The 25,191-nt window shown below is 64.1% G+C and carries 22 protein-coding genes and 1 riboswitch; of the genes, 10 read left to right on the top strand and 12 right to left on the bottom strand.

The features are described 5' to 3' along the window. Positions 1–200: 200 nt before the first annotated feature. Genes VF34_RS03220 through VF34_RS03205 form a run of 4 tightly spaced genes read left to right on the top strand, consistent with a single transcriptional unit; the run spans position 201 to position 4,463 of the window. Positions 201–1,358, top strand: coding sequence for a Gfo/Idh/MocA family protein (locus VF34_RS03220; protein WP_027497766.1), 1,158 nt, complete (start codon positions 201–203; stop codon positions 1,356–1,358). Further along, a complete protein-coding gene (locus tag VF34_RS03215; RefSeq protein ID WP_032406918.1) occupies positions 1,355–2,536 on the top strand; it encodes a dihydrodipicolinate synthase family protein in 1,182 nt (393 codons plus the stop codon). The genes VF34_RS03220 and VF34_RS03215 overlap by 4 nt, the downstream gene beginning before the upstream one ends. Continuing rightward, complete coding sequence (locus VF34_RS03210; RefSeq protein WP_045840809.1) at positions 2,533–3,384, top strand: sugar phosphate isomerase/epimerase family protein; 852 nt, start codon at positions 2,533–2,535, stop codon at positions 3,382–3,384. Before VF34_RS03215 ends, VF34_RS03210 begins: the two co-directional genes overlap by 4 nt. Further along, positions 3,381–4,463, top strand: a complete 1,083-nt coding sequence (locus tag VF34_RS03205) for a glycerate kinase (RefSeq protein ID WP_045840808.1) — start codon at positions 3,381–3,383, stop codon at positions 4,461–4,463. Before VF34_RS03210 ends, VF34_RS03205 begins: the two co-directional genes overlap by 4 nt. 443 nt (positions 4,464–4,906) lie before the next feature. Here the strand turns inward: VF34_RS03205 and VF34_RS03200 are convergent, their stop codons facing one another. Next, positions 4,907–5,497 (bottom strand): hypothetical protein, encoded by a 591-nt coding sequence (locus VF34_RS03200; protein WP_156158478.1) that lies wholly within the window; start codon positions 5,495–5,497, stop codon positions 4,907–4,909. Positions 5,498–5,500: 3 nt separating this feature from the next. Here VF34_RS03200 and VF34_RS03195 point away from each other — a divergent pair, with 3 nt between their 5' ends. The 3 genes from VF34_RS03195 to VF34_RS03185 all read left to right on the top strand — a co-directional run bounded on the left by VF34_RS03195 (position 5,501) and on the right by VF34_RS03185 (position 7,492). Continuing rightward, a complete protein-coding gene (locus VF34_RS03195; protein ID WP_231578172.1) occupies positions 5,501–6,319 on the top strand; it encodes a DUF3558 domain-containing protein in 819 nt (272 codons plus the stop codon). Positions 6,320–6,332: 13 nt separating this feature from the next. Beyond that, positions 6,333–6,734 carry a hypothetical protein gene (locus VF34_RS24190; protein WP_052054987.1) on the top strand — a complete coding sequence of 134 codons (402 nt, stop codon included), beginning with the start codon at positions 6,333–6,335 and terminating at the stop codon, positions 6,732–6,734. A 183-nt stretch (positions 6,735–6,917) separates the two neighbouring features. Further along, positions 6,918–7,036: riboswitch (SAM riboswitch) on the top strand. Positions 7,037–7,063: 27 nt separating this feature from the next. After that, positions 7,064–7,492, top strand: coding sequence for a hypothetical protein (locus VF34_RS03185; protein ID WP_027497761.1), 429 nt, complete (start codon positions 7,064–7,066; stop codon positions 7,490–7,492). 78 nt (positions 7,493–7,570) lie between these two features. Here VF34_RS03185 and VF34_RS03180 read toward each other — a convergent pair whose 3' ends face one another. The 3 genes from VF34_RS03180 to VF34_RS03170 all read right to left on the bottom strand — a co-directional run bounded on the left by VF34_RS03180 (position 7,571) and on the right by VF34_RS03170 (position 9,781). Then, positions 7,571–7,822 carry a hypothetical protein gene (locus tag VF34_RS03180; protein WP_045840805.1) on the bottom strand — a complete coding sequence of 84 codons (252 nt, stop codon included), beginning with the start codon at positions 7,820–7,822 and terminating at the stop codon, positions 7,571–7,573. A gap of 187 nt (positions 7,823–8,009) precedes the next feature. Continuing rightward, positions 8,010–9,320 (bottom strand): cytosine permease, encoded by a 1,311-nt coding sequence (gene codB, locus VF34_RS03175; protein ID WP_045840804.1) that lies wholly within the window; start codon positions 9,318–9,320, stop codon positions 8,010–8,012. Further along, positions 9,317–9,781, bottom strand: coding sequence for a nucleoside deaminase (locus tag VF34_RS03170; protein ID WP_032368971.1), 465 nt, complete (start codon positions 9,779–9,781; stop codon positions 9,317–9,319). The genes codB and VF34_RS03170 overlap by 4 nt, the downstream gene beginning before the upstream one ends. A gap of 145 nt (positions 9,782–9,926) precedes the next feature. Here VF34_RS03170 and VF34_RS03165 point away from each other — a divergent pair, with 145 nt between their 5' ends. From VF34_RS03165 to VF34_RS03155, 3 genes are all read left to right on the top strand, one after another. Beyond that, positions 9,927–11,480 (top strand): helix-turn-helix domain-containing protein, encoded by a 1,554-nt coding sequence (locus tag VF34_RS03165; protein ID WP_045840803.1) that lies wholly within the window; start codon positions 9,927–9,929, stop codon positions 11,478–11,480. A 117-nt stretch (positions 11,481–11,597) separates the two neighbouring features. Further along, complete coding sequence (gene gdhA, locus VF34_RS03160) at positions 11,598–12,941, top strand: NADP-specific glutamate dehydrogenase (protein WP_032384870.1); 1,344 nt, start codon at positions 11,598–11,600, stop codon at positions 12,939–12,941. 364 nt (positions 12,942–13,305) lie between these two features. Further along, positions 13,306–13,776 carry a GreA/GreB family elongation factor gene (locus VF34_RS03155; protein ID WP_045840802.1) on the top strand — a complete coding sequence of 157 codons (471 nt, stop codon included), beginning with the start codon at positions 13,306–13,308 and terminating at the stop codon, positions 13,774–13,776. 33 nt (positions 13,777–13,809) lie between these two features. Here VF34_RS03155 and VF34_RS03150 read toward each other — a convergent pair whose 3' ends face one another. The 8 genes from VF34_RS03150 to VF34_RS03115 all read right to left on the bottom strand — a co-directional run bounded on the left by VF34_RS03150 (position 13,810) and on the right by VF34_RS03115 (position 25,161). After that, positions 13,810–14,646: an SDR family oxidoreductase gene (locus VF34_RS03150; RefSeq protein WP_045840801.1), complete on the bottom strand. Its 837-nt coding sequence runs from the start codon at positions 14,644–14,646 to the stop codon at positions 13,810–13,812. Between the two features lie 9 nt (positions 14,647–14,655). After that, the gene (locus tag VF34_RS03145) at positions 14,656–16,587 is read right to left on the bottom strand and encodes a hydantoinase B/oxoprolinase family protein (RefSeq protein ID WP_032399122.1); all 1,932 of its coding nucleotides are present in this window, start codon (positions 16,585–16,587) and stop codon (positions 14,656–14,658) included. Continuing rightward, entirely contained in the window at positions 16,587–18,686 is a 2,100-nt protein-coding gene (locus tag VF34_RS03140; RefSeq protein ID WP_045840922.1) for a hydantoinase/oxoprolinase family protein, read from the bottom strand. Before VF34_RS03140 ends, VF34_RS03145 begins: the two co-directional genes overlap by 1 nt. A gap of 245 nt (positions 18,687–18,931) precedes the next feature. Next, a complete protein-coding gene (locus VF34_RS03135) occupies positions 18,932–19,594 on the bottom strand; it encodes an SRPBCC family protein (protein ID WP_045840800.1) in 663 nt (220 codons plus the stop codon). Further along, on the bottom strand, positions 19,591–22,071 hold the full coding sequence (gene cutA / locus VF34_RS03130) for an aerobic carbon-monoxide dehydrogenase large subunit (protein WP_045840799.1): 2,481 nt from the start codon (positions 22,069–22,071) through the stop codon (positions 19,591–19,593). Before cutA ends, VF34_RS03135 begins: the two co-directional genes overlap by 4 nt. Next, positions 22,068–22,706 carry a (2Fe-2S)-binding protein gene (locus VF34_RS03125; RefSeq protein WP_032375230.1) on the bottom strand — a complete coding sequence of 213 codons (639 nt, stop codon included), beginning with the start codon at positions 22,704–22,706 and terminating at the stop codon, positions 22,068–22,070. The genes cutA and VF34_RS03125 overlap by 4 nt, the downstream gene beginning before the upstream one ends. Continuing rightward, the gene (locus tag VF34_RS03120) at positions 22,706–23,620 is read right to left on the bottom strand and encodes an FAD binding domain-containing protein (RefSeq protein ID WP_045840798.1); all 915 of its coding nucleotides are present in this window, start codon (positions 23,618–23,620) and stop codon (positions 22,706–22,708) included. Before VF34_RS03120 ends, VF34_RS03125 begins: the two co-directional genes overlap by 1 nt. Positions 23,621–23,700: 80 nt before the next feature. After that, complete coding sequence (locus tag VF34_RS03115; RefSeq protein WP_045840797.1) at positions 23,701–25,161, bottom strand: uracil-xanthine permease family protein; 1,461 nt, start codon at positions 25,159–25,161, stop codon at positions 23,701–23,703. Positions 25,162–25,191 lie beyond the last annotated feature (30 nt).

Genomic DNA, 25,191 nt, shown 5'->3' with positions numbered 1-25,191 from the left:
CCCCTGCGAAATCGTTGTGATCGACGGTCGCACTTGACCGATCGACATCGACAGCATAGCTTGGAAAGCGCATTCCGAAGCTGACTTTCCCTCACGACGCGTAGTGGACTTTCCGCCACACCGTCGCCGCGGCCCCATCCGTCATGGCTCGCCGTCGTCCCACGTCCTTCGTCATCAGTGCACAGAAAGGGCAATCTCTCATGCCCACACCCACCCGTACCTTGCGCATCGCCATGAACGGCGTCACCGGCCGCATGGGCTACCGTCAGCATCTTCTTCGCTCCATCCTGCCCATCCGCGACGCCGGCGGGCTCCTCCTCGACGACGGTTCACGCATACAGGTCGAGCCGATCCTGGTCGGCCGCAACGAAGCCAAGCTCCAAGAGCTCTGCAGCCGACACGGTATCGCCGAGTACACCACCGACAGCGCATCGGTCATCGACGACGCGTCCGTCGACATCTACTTCGACGCTCAGGTCACTTCGCGGCGCGCCGAGGCGCTCTCGTCGGCGATGAAGGCCGGCAAGCACATCTTCACGGAAAAGCCGACAGCCGAAACGCTGACGCAAGCCATCGAACTGGCCCGCATCGGGCAGAACGCAGGCATCACGGCCGGCGTCGTGCACGACAAGCTCTACCTCCCAGGCCTGGTCAAACTCAAGCGGCTCGTCGACGAGGGATTCTTCGGCCGCATCCTCTCCCTACGGGGCGAATTCGGCTACTGGGTCTTCGAAGGCGACGGTCAGCCCGCCCAACGACCCAGCTGGAACTACCGGGCCGAGGACGGCGGCGGCATCGTCGTCGACATGTTCTGCCACTGGAACTACGTGCTCGAAGGCATCCTCGGCAAGGTCGAGACCGTCATTGCGAAAACCGCCACCCACATCCCGACGCGCTGGGACGAGCAGGGCAACGAATACGCCGCCACCGCCGACGACGCCGCTTACGGCATCTTCGAGATGGAGAACGGCGTTGTCGCCCAGATCAACTCGTCGTGGGCAGTGCGAGTGTTCCGAGACGAACTGGTCGAATTCCAGATCGACGGCACGCACGGATCGGCGGTCGCGGGGTTGCGCAACTGCGTCGCCCAGCATCGTTCGCACACCCCGAAGCCTGTATGGAATCCAGATCTGCCCGTCACCGAACCGTTCCGCGACCAGTGGCTCGAGGTTCCCGCGAACGCGGACTTGGACAACGGGTTCAAGTTGCAATGGGAAGAGTTCCTGCGCGACGTCGTCGCTGAACGGCCGCACCGCTACGGTCTGCTCTCCGCTGCCCGCGGTGTGCAGCTGGCCGAGCTCGGTTTGCGATCCTCCGCCGAGGGCCGTCGCCTCGAGGTCCCGGAGATCGCGCTGTGACCGCCGTCGACTCCAGGGTGTCGATCACCCTCCCCGGCCGCGGGGTCTACGCGCTCGGCGAACCGGGTGAGTGGACCAAGCCCACCGCCCCCATCACCTCACGCGTCGCATATGCCGCAGCGCACGTGATCCCCAGGGCCACAGGAGACAACACCCCGGGGGCACCCGCCGACATCGACTGGGACGCCACCATGGCGTACCGCCATGAACTCTGGTCCTACGGATTGGGTGTCGCCGATGCGATGGACACCGCTCAGCGCGGCATGGGCCTGGACTGGGCCGCTACGTCCGAGCTGATCAGTCGCTCTGGAGCCGAGGCCGCTCGCGTCGGAGGATCACTCGCCTGCGGCGCGGGAACGGACCAACTCGACTTGAACGCGCTGCCGTCGGGCAAAGACGGTCTCGCTGCTGTGCTCGACGCCTACCGCGAGCAGATCTCGGTGGTCACCGAGTCGGGAGCAAAGGTCATCGTCATGGCTTCACGCGCCCTGGCTCGGGTGGCGACGTCACCCGACGACTATCTGCACGTCTACTCGACATTGCTCGACGAAGTCGAACAGCCTGTCGTATTACATTGGCTCGGAACGATGTTCGATCCCGCGCTCGCCGGATACTGGGGTAGCGCTGACATTTCGTCCGCTACGGGTACCTTCCGCGGGCTGATCGAGTCGCACGCAGCCAAGGTCGACGGAGTGAAGGTGTCGTTGCTCGACGCTCAGCACGAGATCGAACTACGAGCCGGGCTGCCCGCAGGCGTCCGCCTCTACACCGGCGACGACTTCAACTACCCCGAGCTGATCATCGGCGATGGACAGCATCATTCGGATGCACTACTCGGCATCTTCGCCGGCATCTACCCGGCGGCGTCGACGGCGTTGCAGGAGCTCGACCGCGGGAACACTGCACGCGCCGAGACCATTCTGCGTTCGACGCAGGAGCTCGGCCGCCATATCTTCGCCGCGCCCACCTATTACTACAAGACCGGGATTGCGTTCCTGTCGTGGCTCAACGGCAAGCAACCGGGCTATTCGATGGTGGGCGGTCTGTCGTCGGGTCGCAGTGTGGAACACCTGACCACGCTGTTCGTCCTCGCCGATCGCGCCGGGCTCTTGTCGGATCCGTCGCTGGCTGCGCATCGTATGGGGCTATACCTGGATCTGAACGGAGTGTCCTCGTGAAATTGTTACCGTTCGATATCGAGAACCCCTACGCGTCACTATCTCTCAACACCAAGACGACGAATAGCTGGACGCTGACGCAAGCCGTCGACGGGGCCGCGCGAGCCGGGCTGGGTGCGGTGGCCCCGTGGCGGGATCGGATTCAGGAGGCCGGTGTCAGCGAATCGGCCAAGCTCATCTCCGATGCCGGTCTGCGGGTGTCGAGCCTCTGCCGCGGTGGGTTCCTCACGGCGATCGACGACGACGGTCTCGATGACAACCGTCGCGCTCTCGACGAAGCCGCCGAACTCGGAGCGCCCGAGCTCGTGATGGTCATGGGTGGCATCCCCGATCGCGACCTCGTCGGAGCGCGGGCTCGGGTGGAAGAGAGGCTGGCTCTGCTCGTTCCGTATGCACTCGAGCGGGGGGTTCGCATAGCGCTCGAACCTCTGCACCCGATGTTCGCGGCCGACCGTGCTGTCATCTCCACACTGGGACAGGCTTTGTCGATGGCCGAGCCGCATCCGGTGGAAGCGGTAGGCGTCGTGGTCGACACCTTTCACGTGTGGTGGGATCCGGACCTGGAGTCATTGATCCGAACGGCAGGTGACCGTGGCCGCATCAGCTCGTACCAGGTGTGCGACTGGCTGGTGCCGATGGAGGCCGACCCGCTTCTGTCGCGCGGAATGATGGGAGACGGTGTGATCGACTTCGAATCCATCGGCCGATGGATTCAGGACGCTGGGTACCGAGGTGATGTCGAAGTGGAGATCTTCAACGCTGCCGTGTGGGCGACCGATGGAGACCAGGTGATCGAGACGATGAAGCAGCGCTACCGCGATCTGGTTCTTCCCAGTCTGATCGCATGAGAGTTCTCTTCGCCCCCGATTCCTTCAAAGGCACCATCGACGCTGTGGATGCCGCCGCGGCACTGATCGAGGGGTGGGCGGCTGTCCGCAAGGGTGACGACCTGGTGTCGATGCCGCAGGCAGATGGGGGCGAAGGGACGCTCGACGTGCTCGCAGCGTGCTCGGCAGACTCGACGTGGTCATCGGTGCGCGGTGTCTGCGGCCCGGACGGTCGGCCGGTCGACGCGCGATGGTTGATGCTCGACAACGGCCGGGCGGTGATCGAGCTTTCGGAGTCGTCGGGCATCGCGATGATGGAGTCGCTGAATGCATTTGCTGCGACCACCCGCGGGCTCGGTGAGGTCATTCGAGGCTGCGGTTCGGATCAAATTACGGTAGCGCTGGGGGGCTCGGCGTCGACCGACGGCGGGCTAGGAGTGCTTCGGGCGCTTGGCGTTCGGGTGCTGGACCAATCGGGTCAGGACGTTCCGGAGGGCGGTGCAGGTCTGGTGGCCGCCCGGTCGGTGGATGCGTCGGGCCTCGCGGGGGTGCCGTCCGATATCGAATTGCTGACCGATACGCGCGCGGTCTTGTTCGGACTCGACGGTGCCGCACACATCTTCGGGCCGCAGAAGGGTGCGTCGGCCGCTGACATCGAGTCTCTCGACGAAGCGTTGGAGTATTGGGCCGATCTGCTCGCCGATGCGGGCTTGCCGGCCGACCCGTCCATGCCGGGAACCGGTGCTGCGGGAGGGGTCGCATTTGGGCTGTGCGCGCTGGGGGCTCGTGTATCCGCCGGAGCGCAACGGGTGTCGGACCTGACGGGACTGTCGGCTGCTGTCTCTTCCGCCGACCTCGTGGTGACGGGTGAGGGCACCTTCGATCGCACGTCGCTGACTGGCAAACTGGTCGGATATGTAGTTCAGATGTGTTCGGACGCTTCGGTTCCGGTAGTGGTGGTCGCCGGGGCGGTGAAGTCGGACGTCGAGGTGCGGACCGTGTCGCTGACGGACCTTGCCGGCAGCAGTGAGGCCGCCATGGCGGATCCGCGACAATGGTTGATCGACGCTGGACGGCGTCTGGCACACAAAGTTCGATAGCGAGGGGCACCGAAAACGCCGTCGGATCGGATGGTGCCCGCTGCTGCGGCACCGGCGCTGAGGATGAAGTTGTGCCGTACTTCGTTGCGGAAAACCATCTGCATCGGCAGGAGCCAGAATCTATCCTCGTCGGTGAAGTCGGAACTGAGAATCTGGAAACCGCGTTGATTGACAGTGTCTTCGCCCTTGGCGTCGAGAACCCCCAGAGTCGCGGGAAGTCCTTACCGATGTCGTCGGGTCCCGGCTGCGACAGTGCGGCCAGCCGGCATTAGAGCCTGCGGGTTTCGTGTGGGACGGTGCAGGTTTCCGCCGAGGACGTCGAGCATGTCTGCAGTGACTCGCGCCTACTTCGCGAAGAACAATCCGGTGATGATCATCGGCTCGCTCGCTCGTTCGTGAATTGCCCTCAGGCTAAACGATCTCGGCGGTAGATCTTCGAGCGCCTATGCCGTCGTACGCAACGCCCACGCCCGAGCGAGCGCGAATGTTGCCACGAGTACGCACAGCACCGCCACCATCACCGCGACGAAAGTGGATACCGTCGTGGAGAATCCGAGAATCCAGGCGGTCCCCATTCCAGCGAGGGTAGCGAGGACACCTCCGATCGGGAGAAAGACAGCTACAACCTTGGTTGTCCGAGACGACAACGGATCATGAGTTGCCCTGAGCAGCAACCGGACCGAGGCGACTCCGACCACGTAGGCCAATATTCCGGTGCCTGCGTATATCGGGAGCACGTAGTCGGTCGATACGCCCGAACTTGAACCGGAGAAGCTTGTGCCGACGAGGATCAGCACTGGCATCATCCCCAGCGTCACTCCGACCAGACCGGCAACGACTACGAGCCCCACGCGCCGAGAGGGTTCGACGATGAATCGATAGCCACACAGGTGCAGCACCAGCCCTGCGAACATGCCGATCACCGCGCCGGTCGAAGCGGCGACGACGGGTCGCACCCATAGCCCCAGCGTGGTGTCGGGTCCATAGAACGATTCGCCGGAGACGTACGCCGCGTACCCCGAAGTTCCGGTCACTGCGTGACCCAGTACCGCGATCACAGCGCCGAGCAAAGCAAAACAAGTTGCCTGTTTTATCACGCATCAATGATGACGGATGTCCGATCTACGTCGAGAACCTCGGCCGGAGTGGTGCCCGTTCATCACTGGGATCATTCGGTCCACAGCGCGTCGCACCTATCGGCAAACGCAGGGCATGCTCGCCTCCGATCCAATGGAACCGATGCGTCGCTAGCTGCGTCCAACATCAAGGATGGCTTACCTGGATGGAGTGCTGTGAGCAAGATGCGATTGCTGATCGCGGGTGCGGTCGGGGTGATGCTGGCGGTAACCGGATGCGGACGGGCGACCGAAGGCATGCCTGTTGCGTCGCCGTTGACGACCTCGGTGTCGACAACCGCACCGGCAGATGGTGCATGGGATCCGTGCACTATCCCGGACTCGGCCATCGAGGACGCAGGCTTGGCAGTCGAGACGAAGTCCTCGAACTTGGTAGGAGATCTGCCAATTTCGGAAGACTGGATGACGTGTTTTTGGACGAACCCTCTGCCGACGCCGTGGTATCGCGTCGGCATCTTTTCTTCCACGGAAAGTCTGGACTACTTGCGTGAGCGGGGACCGTTCGAGAATTTCGAGCCCATCGAGGGTTCCGACGGCATGCGCTTCCAGCGGACCATCAAGTACGACGAGGTCAACTGCGGCGTCGCCTTCGGCCACCCGGGTGGCGTCGTCTACCTGAATCTCGACGGGTTGGTGATGACACCACCTCTTGAAAATCCGTGTGTTGAGGTCGAACGGTTGGCGCGTTCGCTCCGACTGTCCTTGCCGTCGGAAGAATAGGTGGATGTAATCGATGGGTTCGGAGACCAACGAGCTGGCGTCGTCGATGCAGCAGTGGCAGGCGCTGTCGATGCAGGCAGATTCCGGGCAGCTCGAGATTCCAGAAGGCGTGGCGTTCCGGTGTGACGAGGTGTGTGCTGCCTACATCCGGCACTTGAAAGACATGGTGGTAAAGACGCAAAACTTGGTCGACGTCAAGGCATTCGGCTCCTTGGATTCGGCCAGGCAGCTCGGCGAAAAGTTCGAGAGGATTGCCTACAGCGGTGATCGCTCGCTGCGCGTCGTGCTGACGCAGCACATCGAGGTCATCGAATTGATGCGGTCGGTGTTCAAGCGCTACTTCGATGAAGCCGAGTACGCCGATCAGCGGACGTTGACGTCCATCGCGGAGATCGGTGAGCGTCTGGGCAGGTGACCTTTCAGGTCCGAGGCCCAACGCGATCGGTGCCACCGGTCCGTCTGGACAGATACTGCGCCGCTGCGCAGTTGGTGTGCGAGCTGAAGTGCGGGTCCCGATCTGGATGCGAATTTCGTCGGAAGATGCTCCGCTGACCCACAGGATTGTCGCAGCCGTACCCCTCGGCTATTGTCGAGGAAGGTTCAAGAGCGACAGCCGTAGGTACCTGGCCGGCTGTCCGGCAACCCCGTCTCCATCGACAGGGTGCCCCAGGGGAAGAACCGGCGCATCTCGCGACCGCGGGTGCGCAAGTCGATGGAGGTCGCACCTCCAGGACGAGGTGAAAAATGTCTGCAGATGACGGACTCGCAGCAGCACAAGCCAAATGGGAACCCATTCCGCCGGATCGTCGTCGTGCCTGGTGCCAGACGCTGCTGAGCTATCCGCCGATATGGTTCGGGGTGTTCCCGATGCTCGAGACCCGGAGGCTGGTACTCGAGGGTGGATATGCGAACAGTGAAGCCTGGATCGACCTTGCGAAACGTGCTGAAGCAGTGGGTTTCTCACCGCGAACGTGGCTGATCTTTCGGCAGAGCCTCGAGCCGGCCTATTTGAAGGATCGGTTCCCGTCGCATCCCGAGAACAAGCCAAAGCGGCGGGGAAACGGCCGCGTGGAGACGGTAGTGGTCGATCCAGAGGACTTCTCCGAGTGGCCATGGCTGTTCGAGGCAGGATATCGCGCGGGAGAGGCGACCCTGCACGCGTTGTCCCGCTGAGTGGGTCGACTAGCAGTCAGGCGTCTTGTCCCGGCTGCGGGCGCTCTAGTAACTGACCGAAAGCCTCTTACCGCTCGATTAACCGAACGCGATGCGAAGCCCTACGCTCGCTGTGGCTTCACCGGCGCTGAGGATGAAGTTGTGCCGTCCTTCGTCGCGGAACACCATCTGCATCGGCAGGAACCAGAATCGATTCTCCCCGGTAAATCCGGCACCGGGGATCTGGAGACCACGTTGATTGACGATGTGTTCGCCCTTCGCGTCGAGCACTTCGAGCGTCGCGGGGAAGTCCTTACCGATGTCGTCGGGCCCCGTCTGCAGTAGCGCCACGAGACGGCATTCGAGCATTCGGGTGTCGCGAGGAACCGTGCAGGTATCTTATACACCGCCGAGAATGTCGAGCATGTCTTCGCTGACTCGCGCGTACTCCGCGAAGAACAATCCGGTGATGATCATCGGCTTCGGCCACCTCTTTCGCCCAACACTGGCCTCGGGGTTGACAGTCGTGTCGACAACCCTAAGCGGCCACGGAGCCACTTGCTGACGCCGCGGCACGTCGATGCAGAACCACCGTCAGCGCGATGGCGACCACGATGCCGATCAGGGGTGGTATTCCGAATTCGAGTTCCCCGGACAGCCACGCAAGGAATGCCGCGAAGGCGTAGACCGCGAGATGTCGCCAATGCACGAGCGGGGGAGTGTGCCCCTCGGGTATGCCCTGACGCCAGCGGCACAGGAAGTCTCCGATGAGAACACCGCCCAACGGAGGAATGAAGGTGCCGAGCAAGCTCAGGTAGTCGACCAGATGATTGTGCACACCGACGAGTGCGAGCACGGTCCCGATGACGCAGCCGCCGATGATGAACGGTGCCTTCCGGGGATGCCGGAACATTTCCGCGCCGGCGACGCCGAAGGCATATGCGGTGTCCGCGTTGCTCTTCCACAGGTTACCGAAGAGCAGAATCAGGCCCCAGCCGACGAGTCCCAGGTTGTAGAGAACCAGAACGAAATCGCCCTCACCGAAGGTGATTGCTCCGATCGCTCCGAACAGAATCATCATTCCGTTGCCGAGAAGGAACCCGATGATGCACGCCCACGCCGCTTGCGACCCGGATCGTGCGAATCGAGTCCAATTGGGTGCCTGTGTCCCCGCGGAGACGAAAGTGCCGACGACCGTCGTGATGGCGAGCGTGACCGTCATGGTCGTCGTGGGTGCGATCGACGTCAGACCGGAGAACCCACCGACCTCGTCGAGAGAGCGGGAGACCACCCAACACGCCAAGGCAATAATCAATGGCGTCGACACGACCGAGACCCAGTACATCCCGCGGTATCCGTAGCAGGCGGTGATGCACATGAGGATGCTCGCACCGATCATGACCGCCGCCCGCGCGGCATAGGACTCCCAGCCCAATGCCTGCGAGGTGAGCTCACCGATGGTGCCGATGATGACGCCATACCAACCAATCTGCGTACCACCGAGGAGCAACGACGCGAGCTTGGATCCGCGGGTGCCGAAGCTGTAACGCGCCATGAGCACGGTCGTCAAACCTGTACGTGCACCGGCAAATCCCATCACGGCCACGTACGCGCCCAGAATCGCCGAGCCGGCGACGATCACCAGGATGAGGGTCCAGAAACTGAACGCCGTGCCGAGCGCAGCACCGGCCAGCATTGTCGGCGTGAAGATGGTAAAGCCCAGCAGCACAATGGCCAACGAGAAGAACGGCTTGCGGGCAGTGCGGGGCACGGGCGTGACGGGGTAGTCCAGGTCGACCGGTTCGTCGGCCTTCTGTGCGGTGGACTCGTGATCGGCTCGGTTGCTCATGCCTCCTCGCCGATGTCTTCGAGCCACAGGCCCGGGCGCTCCGCCAACATGCGTTCCATGAGCTGCAGACAGGCGGGGTCGTCGACGACGTCGAGCTGTACCCCATGCTCGCGCAACAGACTCTCCGACATCTCGAAGGAGCGGTTCTCGCCGATCACGATTCGCGGAATTTCGTACAGCAATGCGGTTCCCGCGCACATGAAGCAAGGAGACAGGGTGGTGTAGAGAACGGATTTGCGGTACACCGAAGCCGGTAGTCGCCCCGCTCGCTCGATGCAGTCGGTTTCGCCATGACGAATTGCGCTGTCCATCTGCACGCGTCGGTTCCGTCCCACCGCCAGTACTTCGCCGTCGTGCACGAGTGCCGCGCCGATGGGAACGCCGCCCTCCTCCCAGCCGATCTGTGCCTGTTCGATTGCAAGTCCGAGGAAGTACTCGTCGGTGTGCGCGGGATCGGTCAAGGGGTCCTCCTGAAGCGTCTACGAACGGTGAGGGTGATGCGTGCCATCAGTCGACCAGGCCTCGCGCAGATTGCCAAAGGGACAACGTGTCACTCGAGCAATAGTCGATCTGGAGCACTGTGTCCCGTCGGCGGAGCATGAACGAATGCTGCCGACTCTGCGAAACGTTCTGGCGCTGCCGTCTTTCGAAGCGGCTGCTGTCGAGGTACTCACGGGCTCACCCGACACCGTGGTCGTCCGCTGGGTGCATTCGTCCGAGGTCTACGAGATGGGCGGCTTGCTGTCGGGCGGAGAACTGTTGTTGACCACCGGACTCGGCCTCCAGGGACGATCGGCCCAGCAGCTGACCGCCTACGTCGACCAACTGGCCGACGCGGGATGTGCGGCTCTCGCAATGGAAGTCGGGCGCTCATTTCTCGTGGCACCGCCGGAATTGGTCGAGGCCGCGCGTCGCCGAGGGGTGGCATTCCTGACGCTGCACACGATCGTGCCCTTCGAGCGGATGGTCGAGGACTTCCACGACCTCGTAATGAGGCGCCGGCTCGGAATGCAGCGCACCGGAGAGCCGGTCTGGCATCAGCTCATGGACCTCGTCGTGGCGGGGCAGGGCATGATTGCCCTACTCGACGCGATCGCACGCCTGGCCGGCTGTGGCGTCGATCTGCTCGACGCGGAGGGCCGCGTCGTCGAACACAACGCTACCGCTGCGCCGCGATCGGCCGATGAAAAAACGGTCCTCGACGTGCGCGGACCCGCGGGCTCGCTCGGTCGGCTCGTGCTGGCCGGACGGACCACCGCACGGCGCTCGGCCATCGGTCACTGCGCGGCCGTGGCGGTAGCTCTGGAACTCGGTCGACATCCCGGCCTCGGTCCCCGGCAGTCCCGTGCACAGGCCGTGATCACCGATCTCGTGGGAGGCACGTCGACCTCACACGGTGACCTGGTCGAGCGCCTCGGCGCAGCCGGTTGGGCACCCACCGAAGGCCACCATGTTCTGGTGGCCGCCGTCGACGTCGATCAACGAACCCCGGCGCGCGAGCTGTTGATTCCGGTTCGAGAGGCGGTCGAGTCCGTCCTCGGGCGGTGTTTGGTCGGGGTGGCTGCGAACCACGTCGTCGTGCTCGCGCAGGGCTGGGTGCAGCCGTCGCCTGCGCGAGTTCGCTTCGCGTTCAACGAGATCGAGGCTCTGCTCCGCGGCGGATCTCATGGTTCAGCATTGCGCACGATCGGTGCGTCGGCTCCGGTCCTCGGGTTGTCTCACATCTCCGATGCGATCGGCCGAGCGCGTGAGGTGGTCCAGATCGCGCGGCGCTTCGGAACTCGCACCGGTGTTCTGTGCGCTCGCGATGTCGGTGTTCAACGGTTGCTGGGCGCGTGCGTACCGGCCATGATCACGGAGTTCGTCACCGAACAGCTCGGTGACGTGATCGCTTTCGACACCGAACACTCTGCCGATCTCGTGCGAACCCTCGATGCCTTCGTGGCGAACGGCGGTAGTAAAGCCCAGACCGCGATCGGACTGGGCATCAGGCGACAGTCTCTCTACGCCCGGTTGTCGCGACTCGACACGCTCCTGGGCACCTCGCTCGATGATCCGACGCACCTGGCCGGTCTGGGACTCGCTCTGACGGCGTGGCGTATGCAGACAGGTGTTGACCCGCAGGCCGCATTCGCGCGTACATCGCGCTGCGGAAGCTGACCCCACTCGATCGGGAACGTCGTGGATCCGGTCCTGTGAGTCCCCAACCTGTGTGCCCATCTCGCGTCCGTCATTGTTACGGTCTTATTTCACATTCCTCACATAGGAGACGCACGAGTGTCGACGCGAGACCAGATCGAGACGATCTACCAGCAAGTTCGCGCGCGGAACGCGGGGGAGCCCGAGTTCCATCAAGCGGTGACCGAGGTGTTCGACTCGCTTCGAGTGGTGGTCGATCGCAGTCCGGGTTACGCCGACGCCGGGTTGATCGAGCGTTTGTGTGAGCCGGAGCGTCAGATCATCTTCCGTGTTCCGTGGATGGACGACGCCGGCGCAGTGCACGTCAACCGTGGCTTCCGAGTGCAGTACAACAGCGCCCTGGGGCCGTACAAGGGTGGATTGCGGTTCCACTCCAGCGTCAACCTGGGCATCGTCAAGTTCCTGGGTTTCGAGCAGATCTTCAAGAACGCACTGACCGGGCTCCCCATCGGCGGCGGCAAGGGCGGCTCCGACTTCGACCCCAAGGGCCGATCCGAAGCCGAGGTCATGCGGTTCTGCCAGTCCTTCATGACCGAGCTGCACCGCCACATCGGCGAGTACACCGATGTGCCCGCCGGCGACATCGGCGTCGGTGGCCGCGAAATCGGTTATCTCTTCGGGCAATACAAGCGTCTGACCAACTCCTACGAATCCGGCGTGCTGACCGGCAAAGGCACCTCGTGGGGTGGTTCGCAGGTACGCCGGGAAGCCACCGGCTACGGCGTCGCCTATTTCGTCGCAGACATGCTCGAGACGCTCGGCACCTCACTGGATGGCAAGACCGTCGTCGTATCCGGGTCCGGAAACGTCGCCATCTACGCGATCGAGAAGGTGCATCAACTCGGCGGCACGGTGATCGCATGCTCGGATTCCTCGGGCTACATCGTCGACCCCAACGGCATCGACCTCGAACTGCTCAAAGACATCAAAGAGGTGCGACGCGAACGCATCAGCGCGTATTGCGAGACCGTCGACGGAGCATCGTTCATCGAGAACGGCTCGATCTGGGATGTGCCGTGCCAGGTAGCAATGCCCTCGGCCACGCAGAACGAACTCGATGCCGACGCGGCGAAAGTCCTCGTCTCCAACGGCGTGAAGGTGGTGGCCGAAGGGGCCAACATGCCGACCACACCGGAGGCCGTCCAGATCTTCCGCGACGCCTCAGTCGCGTTCGCACCTGGCAAGGCGGCCAATGCCGGAGGAGTGGCTACCTCCGCTCTCGAGATGCAGCAGAACGCATCTCGTGACTCGTGGAGTTTCGAGTACACCGACGAACGCCTCGCCGCGATCATGCACGGAATCCATCACCGAACCATCGCGACCGCCGAGGAGTACGGCAAGCCGGGCGACTACGTCCACGGCGCGAATATCGCCGGTTTCATCAAAGTCGCCGACGCGATGATCGCTCTCGGCATCGTCTGAAGCACCGGCCTCATCACCGACTGGCTTTTTATTTTCTTTCGGCTACAGTCGGCTGCACGAGCTCGAACCGAAAGAAGGTGTGTCGCTGTGATCCCCGATGGAGCAGAGGTGCGGTAGCGTTCGCGCTTTCGTCACCTCGTTCGATCCTCGGTCCCTCGACTCCGTCCTGGACCCGATTGCAGCGCCACCTCTTTCGACCACCGGCCGTTCTGATCGCGCTCGGTAAAGCCCCTCCGTCGGCGCATCGAGAAACAGCGGTCATCGAATAGTCATCTCGAATCGGCGGGCGCAGTTCTGCGTCCGTGCATCGCGCAATGACGTGCTGCTCGAGCACTCTCACAACCCCAGTCACACAGGAGAAACCGTGACCACTATCGATCACCTGCCGTTCGACACACCCGCACCCCGTGAGCAACAACTGCCGGAGCTACTGGAGAGCCGAGTGATGGCTTTCAACAACGTTCTGGTGCAACGTGCTTCGGGTGACCTGGACAACAACGACGCGTACCACCGCGCTCGCGCCGAGCTGCAGCGCATCGATCGCACGATCGCAGAAGTGAAGAGCCGCATCGCAGAATCGGACGCATCGAAGACCATCGACCGCGATATCGCCGGCCCAGGATCTGCTGTCACCGTCATGTTCGATGGTGACGAGAAGGACGTGGACACCTTTGTGCTGGTCGAACACGCGATGGAGAGCAGCGGCCGAACCTGCTCGACCGCTTCACCTTTGGGCGCTGCCTTGGACGGGAGTCGAGTGCGTGACATACGCACGTACTCGCTCCCCTCCGGTGCCGAGAGCACAGTGACAATCCTGGGCATCACCTGGCCGTGAGGGTGTTGCAGTGGCCTGCTCGTCGAGAAACGACTAGCTGATCAGCGCACGCACCGGCGTCGGCTCCCGGCCCAACAGGGCTGCGGTGACGGCACTCCCGGCCAGAAAGTCTCGGTCGTCGTAGAACTCGAACATTGCCCCGAGTCGATGTTGCTCATCGGCGGACATCGAGTCGCTGTGCAGCCTCATCCATTCATCGACACTCGAGGACCTGGAAGCGACCACACGGCCGGTGGCCACCTCGACCAGACGAACCACGTCTCGGACACTGAGCGCTTCCGGCCCACCGAGCTCGTACGTCGATCCGTGGTGAATGTCCGCACCCTCGACCAGAATCCGGGCTGCCACCTCGGCCACATCGTCGAGGCTGATGAACGAGAACGTGGTGTCCAGGCTGTAGGGCACAGCAAGATCGGTACTGGTGCCGGTCAGAACCGCCTCGAAGTTCTGCGCATAGGCGCACGGCTGCAGGATGGTCCAGTGCAAGCCCCGCTCCGAACTGAAAGCACGTAGCGCTTCCTCGCAGCGGGCCTTGTCCATGTGATGCGGCATCCTCGGGCTGTAGGGCCAGGCCACCGAGTGATACACGACGTGGTCGACCCCTGCCGACGCCGCCGCGTCCAGCGCCCGCACGAGTAGAGCCGGCTCGTCCGGATGCACATTGGGCGCAATGAAGTACGCCCCGCGGCACCCGGTGAAAGCCTCGACCAATCCATTACCGGTCTCCAGGTCCACCGGAAAGTCCGGAGCAGAACGACTCAGCCGCCGTACCACCGCCACACCGTCGAGTGCAGCTGCGACGGCTCGTCCGGTCTTACCCGTGGCACCGACGATCGCGATGTCGGTGCCACGGGAAACGTCGAGAGTCATCAGGTGATCTCAGCGATCGATGAAGTCGTACTCGGCGAACTTCGCACCACCGGAAAGCTGCTCGTATCCCGGTCCACGATCGAAGAACGGCTCATCGAGGCCGCGCGCATTGCGCATCTCTGCACGCAGCTTCTCCGAAGCCTCCACATCCGCGGTCGCCGTGGCCTCGGCAATGACGACGCCGTAGTCCTTGGCCGCGAACTCGCGAGAGACTTTGCCCCACAGCACGTCCTGCTCCACCGACTCGATGGGACGCTCGAGCGGATCGCCCCAGCCGCCGCCACCCGTCGTGCGGATACGGATGGTGTCGCCCGCCAGGATCGGCTCGGCATCGGTCAACGCGTCGAACTCACGCTCGTTGGGCTGACCCGGATTGAGCGTCACCGAGAACGATCCGCCGGCCTTGCCGCCCTTGACGCCCCAGCACGCGAGAATCGAACGGTCGGCGATGGACATGAAGTGCGCATCCTTGAGCATCCGGATGTGCTTCTCGTAACCGAGGCCGCCGCGGTAGCGTCCGGCACCGCCGGAATCCGTGGCCAGACCGAGCTTTTCGACGATGAACGGGAAGCGGCTCTCGGTGAATTCGGTCGGCAGGTTCCGCGAATCGGGCACGACGTGGATGGTGTCTTCACCGTCCGCGTAATGCCGTCCACCGGAGCCGCCGCCGAGCACCTCACGCATGAGGTACGAGTTGCCGTCGAAGTCGTCGCCGTACACACCCGTGTAGCGGATGGTCTCCTGATCGGCAGGCATGTTGCCGTCCACAGCTTTTGCCACGACGCCGGCGAGCACACCGAGCAGACGCAGGATGACGAATGTACGAGCGTTGGTCGGAGCCGGGAAGATCGGGGTGATGAGCGTGCCCTTCTCGGGGAACTTCATCTCGATCAGCGGGATGACGCCCTCGTTGACGTCGAGCTCGGCCATGCGCTCGGGGGAGTCCGCGAGGTTGCGGAGCACCGGCGCAAGCCATTTGGCCAGGAAGTTGCCGTCGGCGTAATCACCACAGTGGTTGATCGGGCCCTTGGCCTGCGGTCCGGTGCCGGTGAAGTCGAGGATGAGTCGCTCGCCGCGCTCGTCCTCGGGACCGGTCTTGGTGAGTGTGATGCGCTGAACGTGCAACATGGGCTCGTCGACGCCGTCGTGCTCGGCGTAGTCCTCCCAGGTGTATTCACCTTTGGGGATCTTGCTCAGGATCTCGCGACGGTAGATCTCGGTGGTGGCATCCATCATGGAGTCGAAGCACGCCTCGACGGTGTCGATGCCGTAGCGCTCGTACAGCTCCGTCATCCGCCGCGCACCCATCAGGCACGCGGAGCATTCGGCGTCGAGATCGGCGGCTAACGCGTCGGGCATGCGCGAGTTGCGCGTCATGATGGTCAACGCAGCCTGGTTGGGTACACCCTGATCCCACAGCTTGATGGGCGGAACCATCAGGCCCTCTTCGTACACGGTGGTCGCACCGGATGGCATGGAGCCGGGGCAGCAGCCGCCGATGTCGTCGTGATGGCCGAAGGCCTGCACGAAAGCAACGACGGACGGCTCGGTGTCGCCGGGCTTGGTGGCGAACACCGGCACGGTGACACAGAGGTCAGGGAGGTGGCCGATGCCACCCTCGGAGAGATAGACGTCGTTGTGGAAGTAGACGTCGCCCGGCTTCATGGTCTCGAGCGGGAAGTCGCGAGCCACCGGATGCACCAACGCGGAGTACGAGCGACCGGTGAGCTTGCGCAGATTGCGGTCGTGGATTCCGGCGCGGAAATCGTGGGCGTCACGAATCATCGGGGATCGCGACGTCCGCGAAATAGCCGTCTCCACTTCCATTTCGACGCTTGCGAGGTAGCCGGCCACGATCTCGACGAGAACGGGATCAGGCGCAGGCGCGTCGACCGGAGAGAGCCGGTAGGGCTTGTTGTTCACCATGTCGATGACGGTCATCAGTTCGCTCCGTTCGAGTCGAGAGTGCGGGTGATGCGGACGTTGCCGAACGTGTCGATGCGGGCGGAGAAGCCCGGATCGATCGGCACGGTGGAGCTGAATTCTTCGATGACGGCCGGGCCGGTGATCGTGTCACCGGCACCGAGATCCGCACGGCTGTAGATCGCGGTCTCGTGCCAACCGTCGAAGTACGCCTGACGCGTTCCGGTGCGGGCACTTTCGGCTCCGGTGCCGGCGGCGATCTCCGAGAGCACGGGGCGCTTGATGGGGCCGATACCGCTGACCCGCAGGTTGACCCACTCGACGAACTGACTCTGATCTCCGCGGAAGTCGTACCCGTACAGCTCACGGTGCGCTTCGTGGAAGGCCTCGGCGGCCTGATCGATGCTCGCCTGGGTGATCTCGCCGTCGGCGATCGGTACCCGAACCTCGAAGGCTTGCCCGAAGTAGCGCAGGTCGGCAGAGCGTGCGTAGCGACGATCCTGGGCGGCGAAGCCTTCACCGGCGAGTGCCTCGTCGGCACGGGCAGCCAGCACTGCCAGCTCCGATTCCAGATCCTCCGCGCGCAGACGGTCGTGCCGGCTGACGTGCGTCTGCACGTAGTCGTTGCGCACATCGACGGTCAGCAAACCGAACGCCGAGACGTTGCCCGGGTTCAGCGGTACCAGAACGTCTTTCAGACCCAGGATGTCCACCAGGCGGCAGGCGAGCAGCGACCCGGAGCCGCCGAAGGTGACGAGCGTGAAGTCGCGGACGTCGAGCCCGCGCTTGACCGAGATCTGCCGCAGCGCATTCGCCTGGTTCCATGCGGACACCTCGAGGATGCCGGTGCCGCAGGCTTCGACCTCGAGCGAGAGCTGTTGCGCTAGATCTTCGATGCCCTTACGCGCCAGGTCGGTATCGAGGGGGATTTCGCCGCCGAGCAGGTGGGGAGGAATGCGGCCGAGCAGTACGTGGGCGTCGGTAATGGTGGGAGCGGACCCGCCGTTGCCGTAACACATGGGGCCGGGATCGGCACCGGCAGAATGCGGCCCGACGCGCAGCGTGCCCTCGGGTGTCATCCAGGCGATCGAGCCGCCGCCTGCGCCGACGGTGACGACGTCGATCATCGGGATCTTCGACGGGTAGTTGCCGACGCGTCCCTCGGTGGTGAGCGCGGGCTCGCCGCGGACCACGACGGTCACGTCGGTGGAGGTGCCGCCGCCGTCGCACGTCAACACCTGGTCGACGCCTGCAGCGCTGGCCACCAGGGCCGCACCGAGTGCGCCGGCAGCCGGCCCGGAGAGCACGGTGGTGATGGGCTGATGCACAACCTCTTTGGCGGACAGGACACCGCCGTTGGACTTCATGACGTAGAACGGCACGTCGCGTGCGTCACCGGATTCGGTGGCGAACTCACGCAGGCGGTTCGCGATGTTGTTGACGTAGCTGCGAATGTTCGGCTTGACGGCCGCGTCGACCAAAGTGGTGATGGCGCGCTCGAATTCGCGGTACTCACGCAGCACCTCGGTGGAGATGGAGACCGTGGCCTCGGGGTATTCCTCGAGCAGGATGTCGCGGACGCGCTGCTCGTGATCGGGGTTGGCGTAGGAGTGCACCAGGCACACGCCGAGCGTCTTGACGCCCTCCGCCTTGAAGAATGCTGCTGCCGCGCGCACATCGTCGTCGTTGAGGGGGCGGATCTCGTTGCCGTCGAACGAGAGCCGGCCGCGGATGGTGCGCACGCGGTGTGCGGGCACGATGCGATCGGGCTTGACCCAGAAGTAGGAGTTGCCGTAGCCGTCGGGTACCGACTGCCGCGCGATCTCGAGTACGTGCTCGTAGCCCTCGGTGGTGATGAACCCCAGGTTCTCCACCTTGCCTTCGAGCAGCTTGTTGGTAGCGACGGTGGTGCCATGGCTGACGGCGCTGAGCGAATCGCCGGATACCCCGAGCTGGCGGAGTACCTTGTCGATGCCGGTCAGGAATCCCTCGGCCGGATCACTGGGAGTCGACGGTGTCTTGGTGGTGACCATGGCTCCCGACTCCTCGTCCACTGCCACGACGTCGGTGAATGTGCCACCGGTGTCGATACCGACCCGAATCTTTCGTGGTTCCACGCTTCCTCCTCGATATGGTTCGTAGGCCACGCGTCCGTTGATCGGATCGGCGGGTACCTGACGTGTACTCACATTCGACCCGTTCTGCGTCTCAGTATCTTTGGCACAAGGTGCCAAACTCCGGCCGCGCATTTGAGCTCCGCGCGCCCTGCACCGGCGTCGAATTGGCAGTACTTGCAACGACAAAGGCCGCTCACCCCCGATTGCTGGGGATGAGCGGCCTCGTCGTGAGCCGTGACGGCGCGTTACCGGTGACAGGACGAGCGCGTGAGCAGTCCGCCCAACACGACTCCGGCCAGTGCGAAGCCTGCGCCGGCGGCGGCGGCCAGCAGTGTGCCGCGGACGGACTGCGCAGCGACGGGTGCACCGGCACTCACAGCGCGTCCGGCCGCGACAGGCAGAGCAGTGGGGGTGCTGCCGGAATCGCTGGCTGTTACCTCCGCGGGCGCAGCAGCGGCCTCCGGCACCCCGTTGGCGATGACGCCGTCGAGACCGTTGAAGAACACCCCGGCCATCTTCTTGGCGACACCGGTGATCATGCGCTGACCGACCCCGCCGACCATGCCGCCGACCACGGCGTCGGCGTCGTAGCTGAGCATCGTGCCGCCGCCTTCGGTGGGCTCGAGCTTGATGGTGACGTCGGCGCGCACCGTGCCCGGTGCGCCGGCACCGGAGGCGGTCATGACGAACGATTCGGGCCGATTCTGTTGCGAGAGCACCACTTCGCCGTCGTAGGTGCCCTTGATGGCGGCGACGCCTGCGGTGATCGAGAGCTTGTAGTGATCGTCGCTCAACTGCTCGAGCGACTGCACTCCGGGGATGGTCGCGGCCAGTACCCGGCCGTCCTGCATGCTGTCGTACACCTCGGCGGGAGGTGCGGCCAGCGTTGCGGTTCCTGCGATTCTCATGAAATCTCCTCGGTTGTCTGAGCGACCGCGTGGGTCAGCCGCAGCTCGTACAGGTCGGACGGTGAAATGGGCATGGAGGTGATCGAAAAGCCCTCGGCGTCTTCGACAGCGGCCGCGATGACGGCGCTGGTGGGGATGACGCCGGCTTCGCCGGCACCCTTCATGCCCAATGGATTGAGCCCGGACGGGGTAACGGTGTGGTCCATCTCGATGGTCTCGGGAACTTCGGTGACGAACGGCATCAGGAAGTCCATGAACGAGGCGTTCAGTAATTGCCCGTGCTCGTCGTAGGCGATCTTCTCGTACAACGCGCCGCCGATTCCCTGGGCGACGCCGCCGTGAATCTGGCCCTCGACGATCCGGGGGTTGATGACGTTGCCGCAGTCGTGCACCACCGCGTAGCGCTCGACGTGGATCTCGGCCGTCACCGGATCGGTCTCGACGATCGCCGCGTGGATGCCCGACGCGAACGTCGAGCGCGGGGGAGAGTAGTAACCAGTGGCTTCCAGGCCCGGCTGCTCGCCCTCCGGCACCGGTGGGATGGTCATGTCGGTGTCCATCTTGGCGAATCCGGTGGCCTGCCTCGACTCTTTGTCGAAGGCATAACGCAGCGGATTGGACAGTACGGCAACGACACCGAGGGAGATGGACGTGCCCTCTGCTCCGGGTTCGGTGCCGATCTTGCAGACGTAGCCCCCGCGCAATTCGAGCTCGACGGGGTCGAGATCGAGTGCACGCCCGGCGATGACCTTCGCCTTCTCGGCGACCATCTGCGCGGCCACGTGGAATGCCGAACCGGACATCACCGCACCACGCGAGGCGAATGTGCCGACGGCATAACCGAATCGACGAGTATCGCCGGTGGTGATCTCGACGTCGGCGATGGAGACACCCAGGTCATCGGCGACGATCTGCGCGAACGTCGTCTGATGGCCCTGGCCCTGCGTCGTCAACCCCGTTGCGCCCTTGATCTTTCCCGAGTTCTCAATGAGCACGTGCGCGCCCTCGTACGGTCCGGGGCCGGTGCCCTCGACGTAGGCACCGACACCGATACCGACGGTGCGGCCCTGCGCGGCTGCCTGCTTCTTGTATTCGGGGAAGCCGTCCCAGTCGATCAGCGCCTTGAGCTTGTCGATCCCGGCCTGGTAGTCGCCGGTGTCGTAGATCAACGGTCGACCGTCCTGGAACATCAAACCGAAGTCGTAGGGCATCTCCTCGGGCCTGATGAGGTTCTTCTCGCGGACCTCGAGCCGGTCCTTGCCGAGGTACTGGGCGATGGCGTCCATCGACCGTTCCATCGCGAACACACCCTGCGGGCGGCCCGCTCCTCGATACGGAATGACGATGACGGTGTTGGTGTACAGCGAATAACCGTTGCAGCGGAACGAGATCGGCTTGTATGGCCCGAGTACCTGCGTCGCGGTGTTGATCAGCACGATGATGCCGTACGGCAGGTATGCACCGTTGTCGTGCCAGACGGTGAAGTCGAACGCCAGCAGCCGTCCCTCGTCGTCGAAACCGAGGGTGACCTCTTGGACCTGTGCACGTTCGTGCGCACTCGAGATGAAGTGCTCGCGGCGGTCCTCGACCCACTTGACCTCGTTGGAGATACCGGCGCGACCGAGCTGTCGGGCTGCCCACGTCACCATCACCTCCTCCGGCCACGGGTGCATGATCTTCACGCCGAAGCCGCCACCGACGTCCGGCGCGATGCAGTGAATCTTGTTCATCGCCATGCCGAGTCGCGCCGCGACGGCCGCGCGCACCGACGTGGAGGTCTGCGTGGACGACCAGAAGGTCAGCGTCTCCTCGTCACTGTCCCAGCGCGCGTAGACGCCTTTGCCCTCCATCGGCATTGCCGCTGAACGCTCGATGTTCAGGTCGAGGGTGATGCGGTGTGGTGCAGCGGCAAGTTCGGCGTCGATGTCTCCGAAACCGTGCTGCAGGTGCGCGGCCACGTTGTCCGGCACGTCGTCGTGTACTCGGCGAGCCGCGACGCGCGCGGTGTCGATGCCCACGACGGGGTCGAGGATGTCGTAGCGGACGTCGATGACCGCGCAGGCATCCTCGGCCACGTAACGGTTCGTTGCGATGACCATGACGATGGCCTCACCGACGTGGTTGACCTCGTCCTTGGCGAGTGGGAAGCCGTTGCGCGGAGCGATGATTGCCGGATGGGGAATCAGCAGCGGTAGCCCTTCGGCCATCTCGGCGGAGTCCGCTTCGAGATCGTCGTAGGTGTACACCGCGTGCACGCCCGGCATGGCCAGCGCGTCGTCGATATCGATGGCGGTGATGCGTGCATGTGCGTGTGGGGAGCGCACGAAGGCGGCGATCAGCGCGCCGTGACCGAGGTCGTCGAGATACTTGCCCTTGCCGCTGAGCAGGCGCTCGTCCTCCGACCGTGACAGCGGCTGGCCGAACAGGGGAGCGGTGTTGGTGGGAGTGTGCGGCGGTGCGGTGCGCGTGGTGCTCATGCTCGGCCCATCCGTCCGCCGACGGGACTGGTGGATCCGCGTACCTTGCGGTCGAGTGCGGCACGACTCGACTCGTCGTCGGGACCGAGCGGAAACTCGCCCGCCCGTTCGCGTTTGATCTCGGCGGCGCGCAGCACCGAAGCCTTGATGTTCTGATAGCCCGTACACCGGCAGATGTTGCCGGCGATGGCCTCGGTGGCCTCCTCCTGCGTCGGTGAATCGTTTTCTTCGAGGAATGCGGCGATCGTCGTGACGAATCCCGGTGTGCAGAAGCCGCACTGCAGGCCGTGGCAGTCCTTGAAGGCCTGCTGCACGGGATGCAGGGTGCCGTCCGGCTCGACGAGGCCTTCGACCGTGGTGACGGTCTGCCCTTCGAGGCTGGCGGCGAGCATCAGGCAGGCGCGGACCGGCTTGCCGTCGAGGAGCACCGTGCACGCGCCGCACACGCCGTGCTCGCATCCCACATGGGTGCCGGTCTGGCGGAGGTCGTGGCGGATGGCGTCCGACGCGAGGGTGCGGGCCGGGACGACGATCGTCTGCTTGGTTGCGTTGAGGGTGAACGTCACTTGTACGTGTTGTTCGCCGGTCTCCGCCATCAGATCGTCCAACTGCTGTTCGATATCTGTTGTCTTCATCAGTGGTTCACTCCGGAATCGGCGTGCTGCGGGTGAGCGGACTTCGACGACGCGCCGTCGACTGCGGCGGCCATCACCACCCGTGCGGTCAGTGCGGCGACGAGTTGGGATCGGTACGCCGCGGTGGCATGGATATCGGACTCGGTCTCGACGCGTCGACGTGCGTCCTCCGACAACGCGTTCCACTTCGGATCACGTGCGTCGGACACCGCGGCCCCACCGATGACATCGGTGTAGTCGACGACCTCGCCGAATTCTCCGGCGGACACGTACGTGACGTGCGCGGTGCGCACCGCGTTCTCGGCAACGGTGACGCGGGCCGCGACCCCGACGAGCGCGTAGTCGCCGTGGCGTCGCGCAACCTCGTCGATGGCCGTTCCTTCTCCGACCCGGGCAGCGGGAACCGTTGCAGCGATAGCGATCTCATCCGTCTCGAGCGAGGACTCCAACGGCCCGAGAAACAGATCCTTCGCCGCGATCTCTCGGCGGCCGCGGACGGACTGCACCGTCACCGAACCGTCGAGCAACCGTATGACCGCGGGCATCTCGGCCGACGGGTCGGCATGCACGATGGATCCGACGGTGGTCCCACGGTTCCGGATGGTCGCGTGGGCCACCAGCTGCAGTGCCCGTCCGAGCAACGGCTGCGTCCGGGCGGCAGCCCGGTTCGACGCGAGCGACGCGTGCGTGGCCAGGGCCGCGAACGTGACGCCCGACTGGGTCGACCCGGTGATGTCGTCGAGACCGTCGATACCGGTGATGTCGATCAGGTTCCCGGGAGCGGCCAGGCGCATCGACAGCATCGGAATCAGGGACTGACCGCCGGCCAGCACCTTGCCGTCGACCTCGGCCAGGATTCGGCACGCCTCCTCGATCGACCGCGGCCGATGGTATTTCAATGGAGAAGGTTTCATATCCCGATCCTGCCTGCCTGTGCCTGGAAGTGTTTCGTCAAGAGGTGACAAACGTCACGCCCCAGTGTTGCAATCGCTCGTTACCGCAACGGCTTCAGGGTGTCGACCTCGCCGGCAACCCCGTCTCCGTCGCTGCCGTCGGAACGTGCTGTGGTAGAGGAGGATCGATGCCGAGGCGACGCGTCGACCGGTGTCTTCATGTGGGCCGGGGCAATGCGAGCGCACAGGTGGTAGAGCCCGATGACGACGATCGTGCCGAGGGAGATACCACTCAACGAGAACGAATCGCTGAAGACGAGCGAGGTGTCGCCGATCGCGATGATCAGACCCGCGGCAACCGGCATCATGTTGAGCGGGTTGCCGAAGTCGACACCGTTCTCGCGCCAGATCTTGGCACCCAGCAGGCCGATCATGCCGTAGAGGACGACGGTGATACCGCCGAGTACGCCGCCGGGGGTGGCCGAGATCAGTGCGCCGAACTTCGGCGAGAATCCGAGGATCATTGCGATGATGCCGGCCGCCGTGTACGCCGCCGTCGAATAGACCTTGGTCGCCGCCATGACGCCGATGTTCTCGGCGTACGTCGTCGTCGGCGAGCCACCGACCGAGCTGGCCATCACCGTTGCGATGCCGTCGGCAGCGAGTGCCCGGCCCATCATCGGGTCGAGATCGTCACCGGTCATCTCCGCGACAGCCTTGACGTGTCCTGCATTTTCGGCGATCAGAGCGATGACACCGGGGAGGACGAGAACGATGAAGGCGAGACTGAACGACGGTGCATGAATGCCGACGATGCCGTTCGCCTCGTCGCTGAACGGCGGGAGCCCGAACCACTGCGACGCCTCGACACCCGACCAATTGACGCGGAAGTGCTCGGTGACCTCGCCGGCCGTGGCGTCGTAGGACGTGATGGGCCCGGATACGAGGTCGAGGATCCAGGACAGCGCGTACCCGAACACCAGCGACAGCAGAATCGCGATCCGTCCGAGGAACCCGCGTAACGCTACGCTCATGACGATGAGCACGAACATCACTGCGAGAGCGACCCATTGGTCCTGTGGCCAGTAGGTGCTGGCGACGACAGGCGCGAGATTGAAGCCGATCAACATGACCACCGCACCGGTGACGACAGGGGGCAGCACCCGCACCACGACGCCGCCGCCCATGAAGTGGATGGCGAGTCCGGCCAATGCCAGGACGAGACCCGATACCAGGATGGCGCCGGTGACCTCCGCCGACGTTCCACCCTGCGCTCGGATGGCGGCGACGCCGCCGACGAACACCGCGGACGTGCCGAGGTAGCTGGGGATGCGGCCCTTGACCATGAGCAGGAAGAAGATGGTGCAGAAGCCCGACATCAGAATGGCGAGTTGAGGATTGAGCCCCATGATGATGGGGAAGACGAACGTGGCCCCGAACATCGACACCACATGTTGGCCGCCGAGACTGATGGTGCGGCCCCAGTTCAACCGTTCGTTCGGCGCGACGACGTCACCCGGTCGAACATTCTTTCCGTCTCCGTGAATCTTCCAGATAGGCATGTCGAGCCTTTCTCCAACGTATCGAACCGG

Origin of the sequence: Rhodococcus sp. PML026 (assembly GCF_000963615.1) — a bacterium.
Lineage (GTDB): Bacteria > Actinomycetota > Actinomycetes > Mycobacteriales > Mycobacteriaceae > Rhodococcoides > Rhodococcoides fascians.
This window is presented reverse-complemented; position numbering and strand designations above follow the sequence as displayed.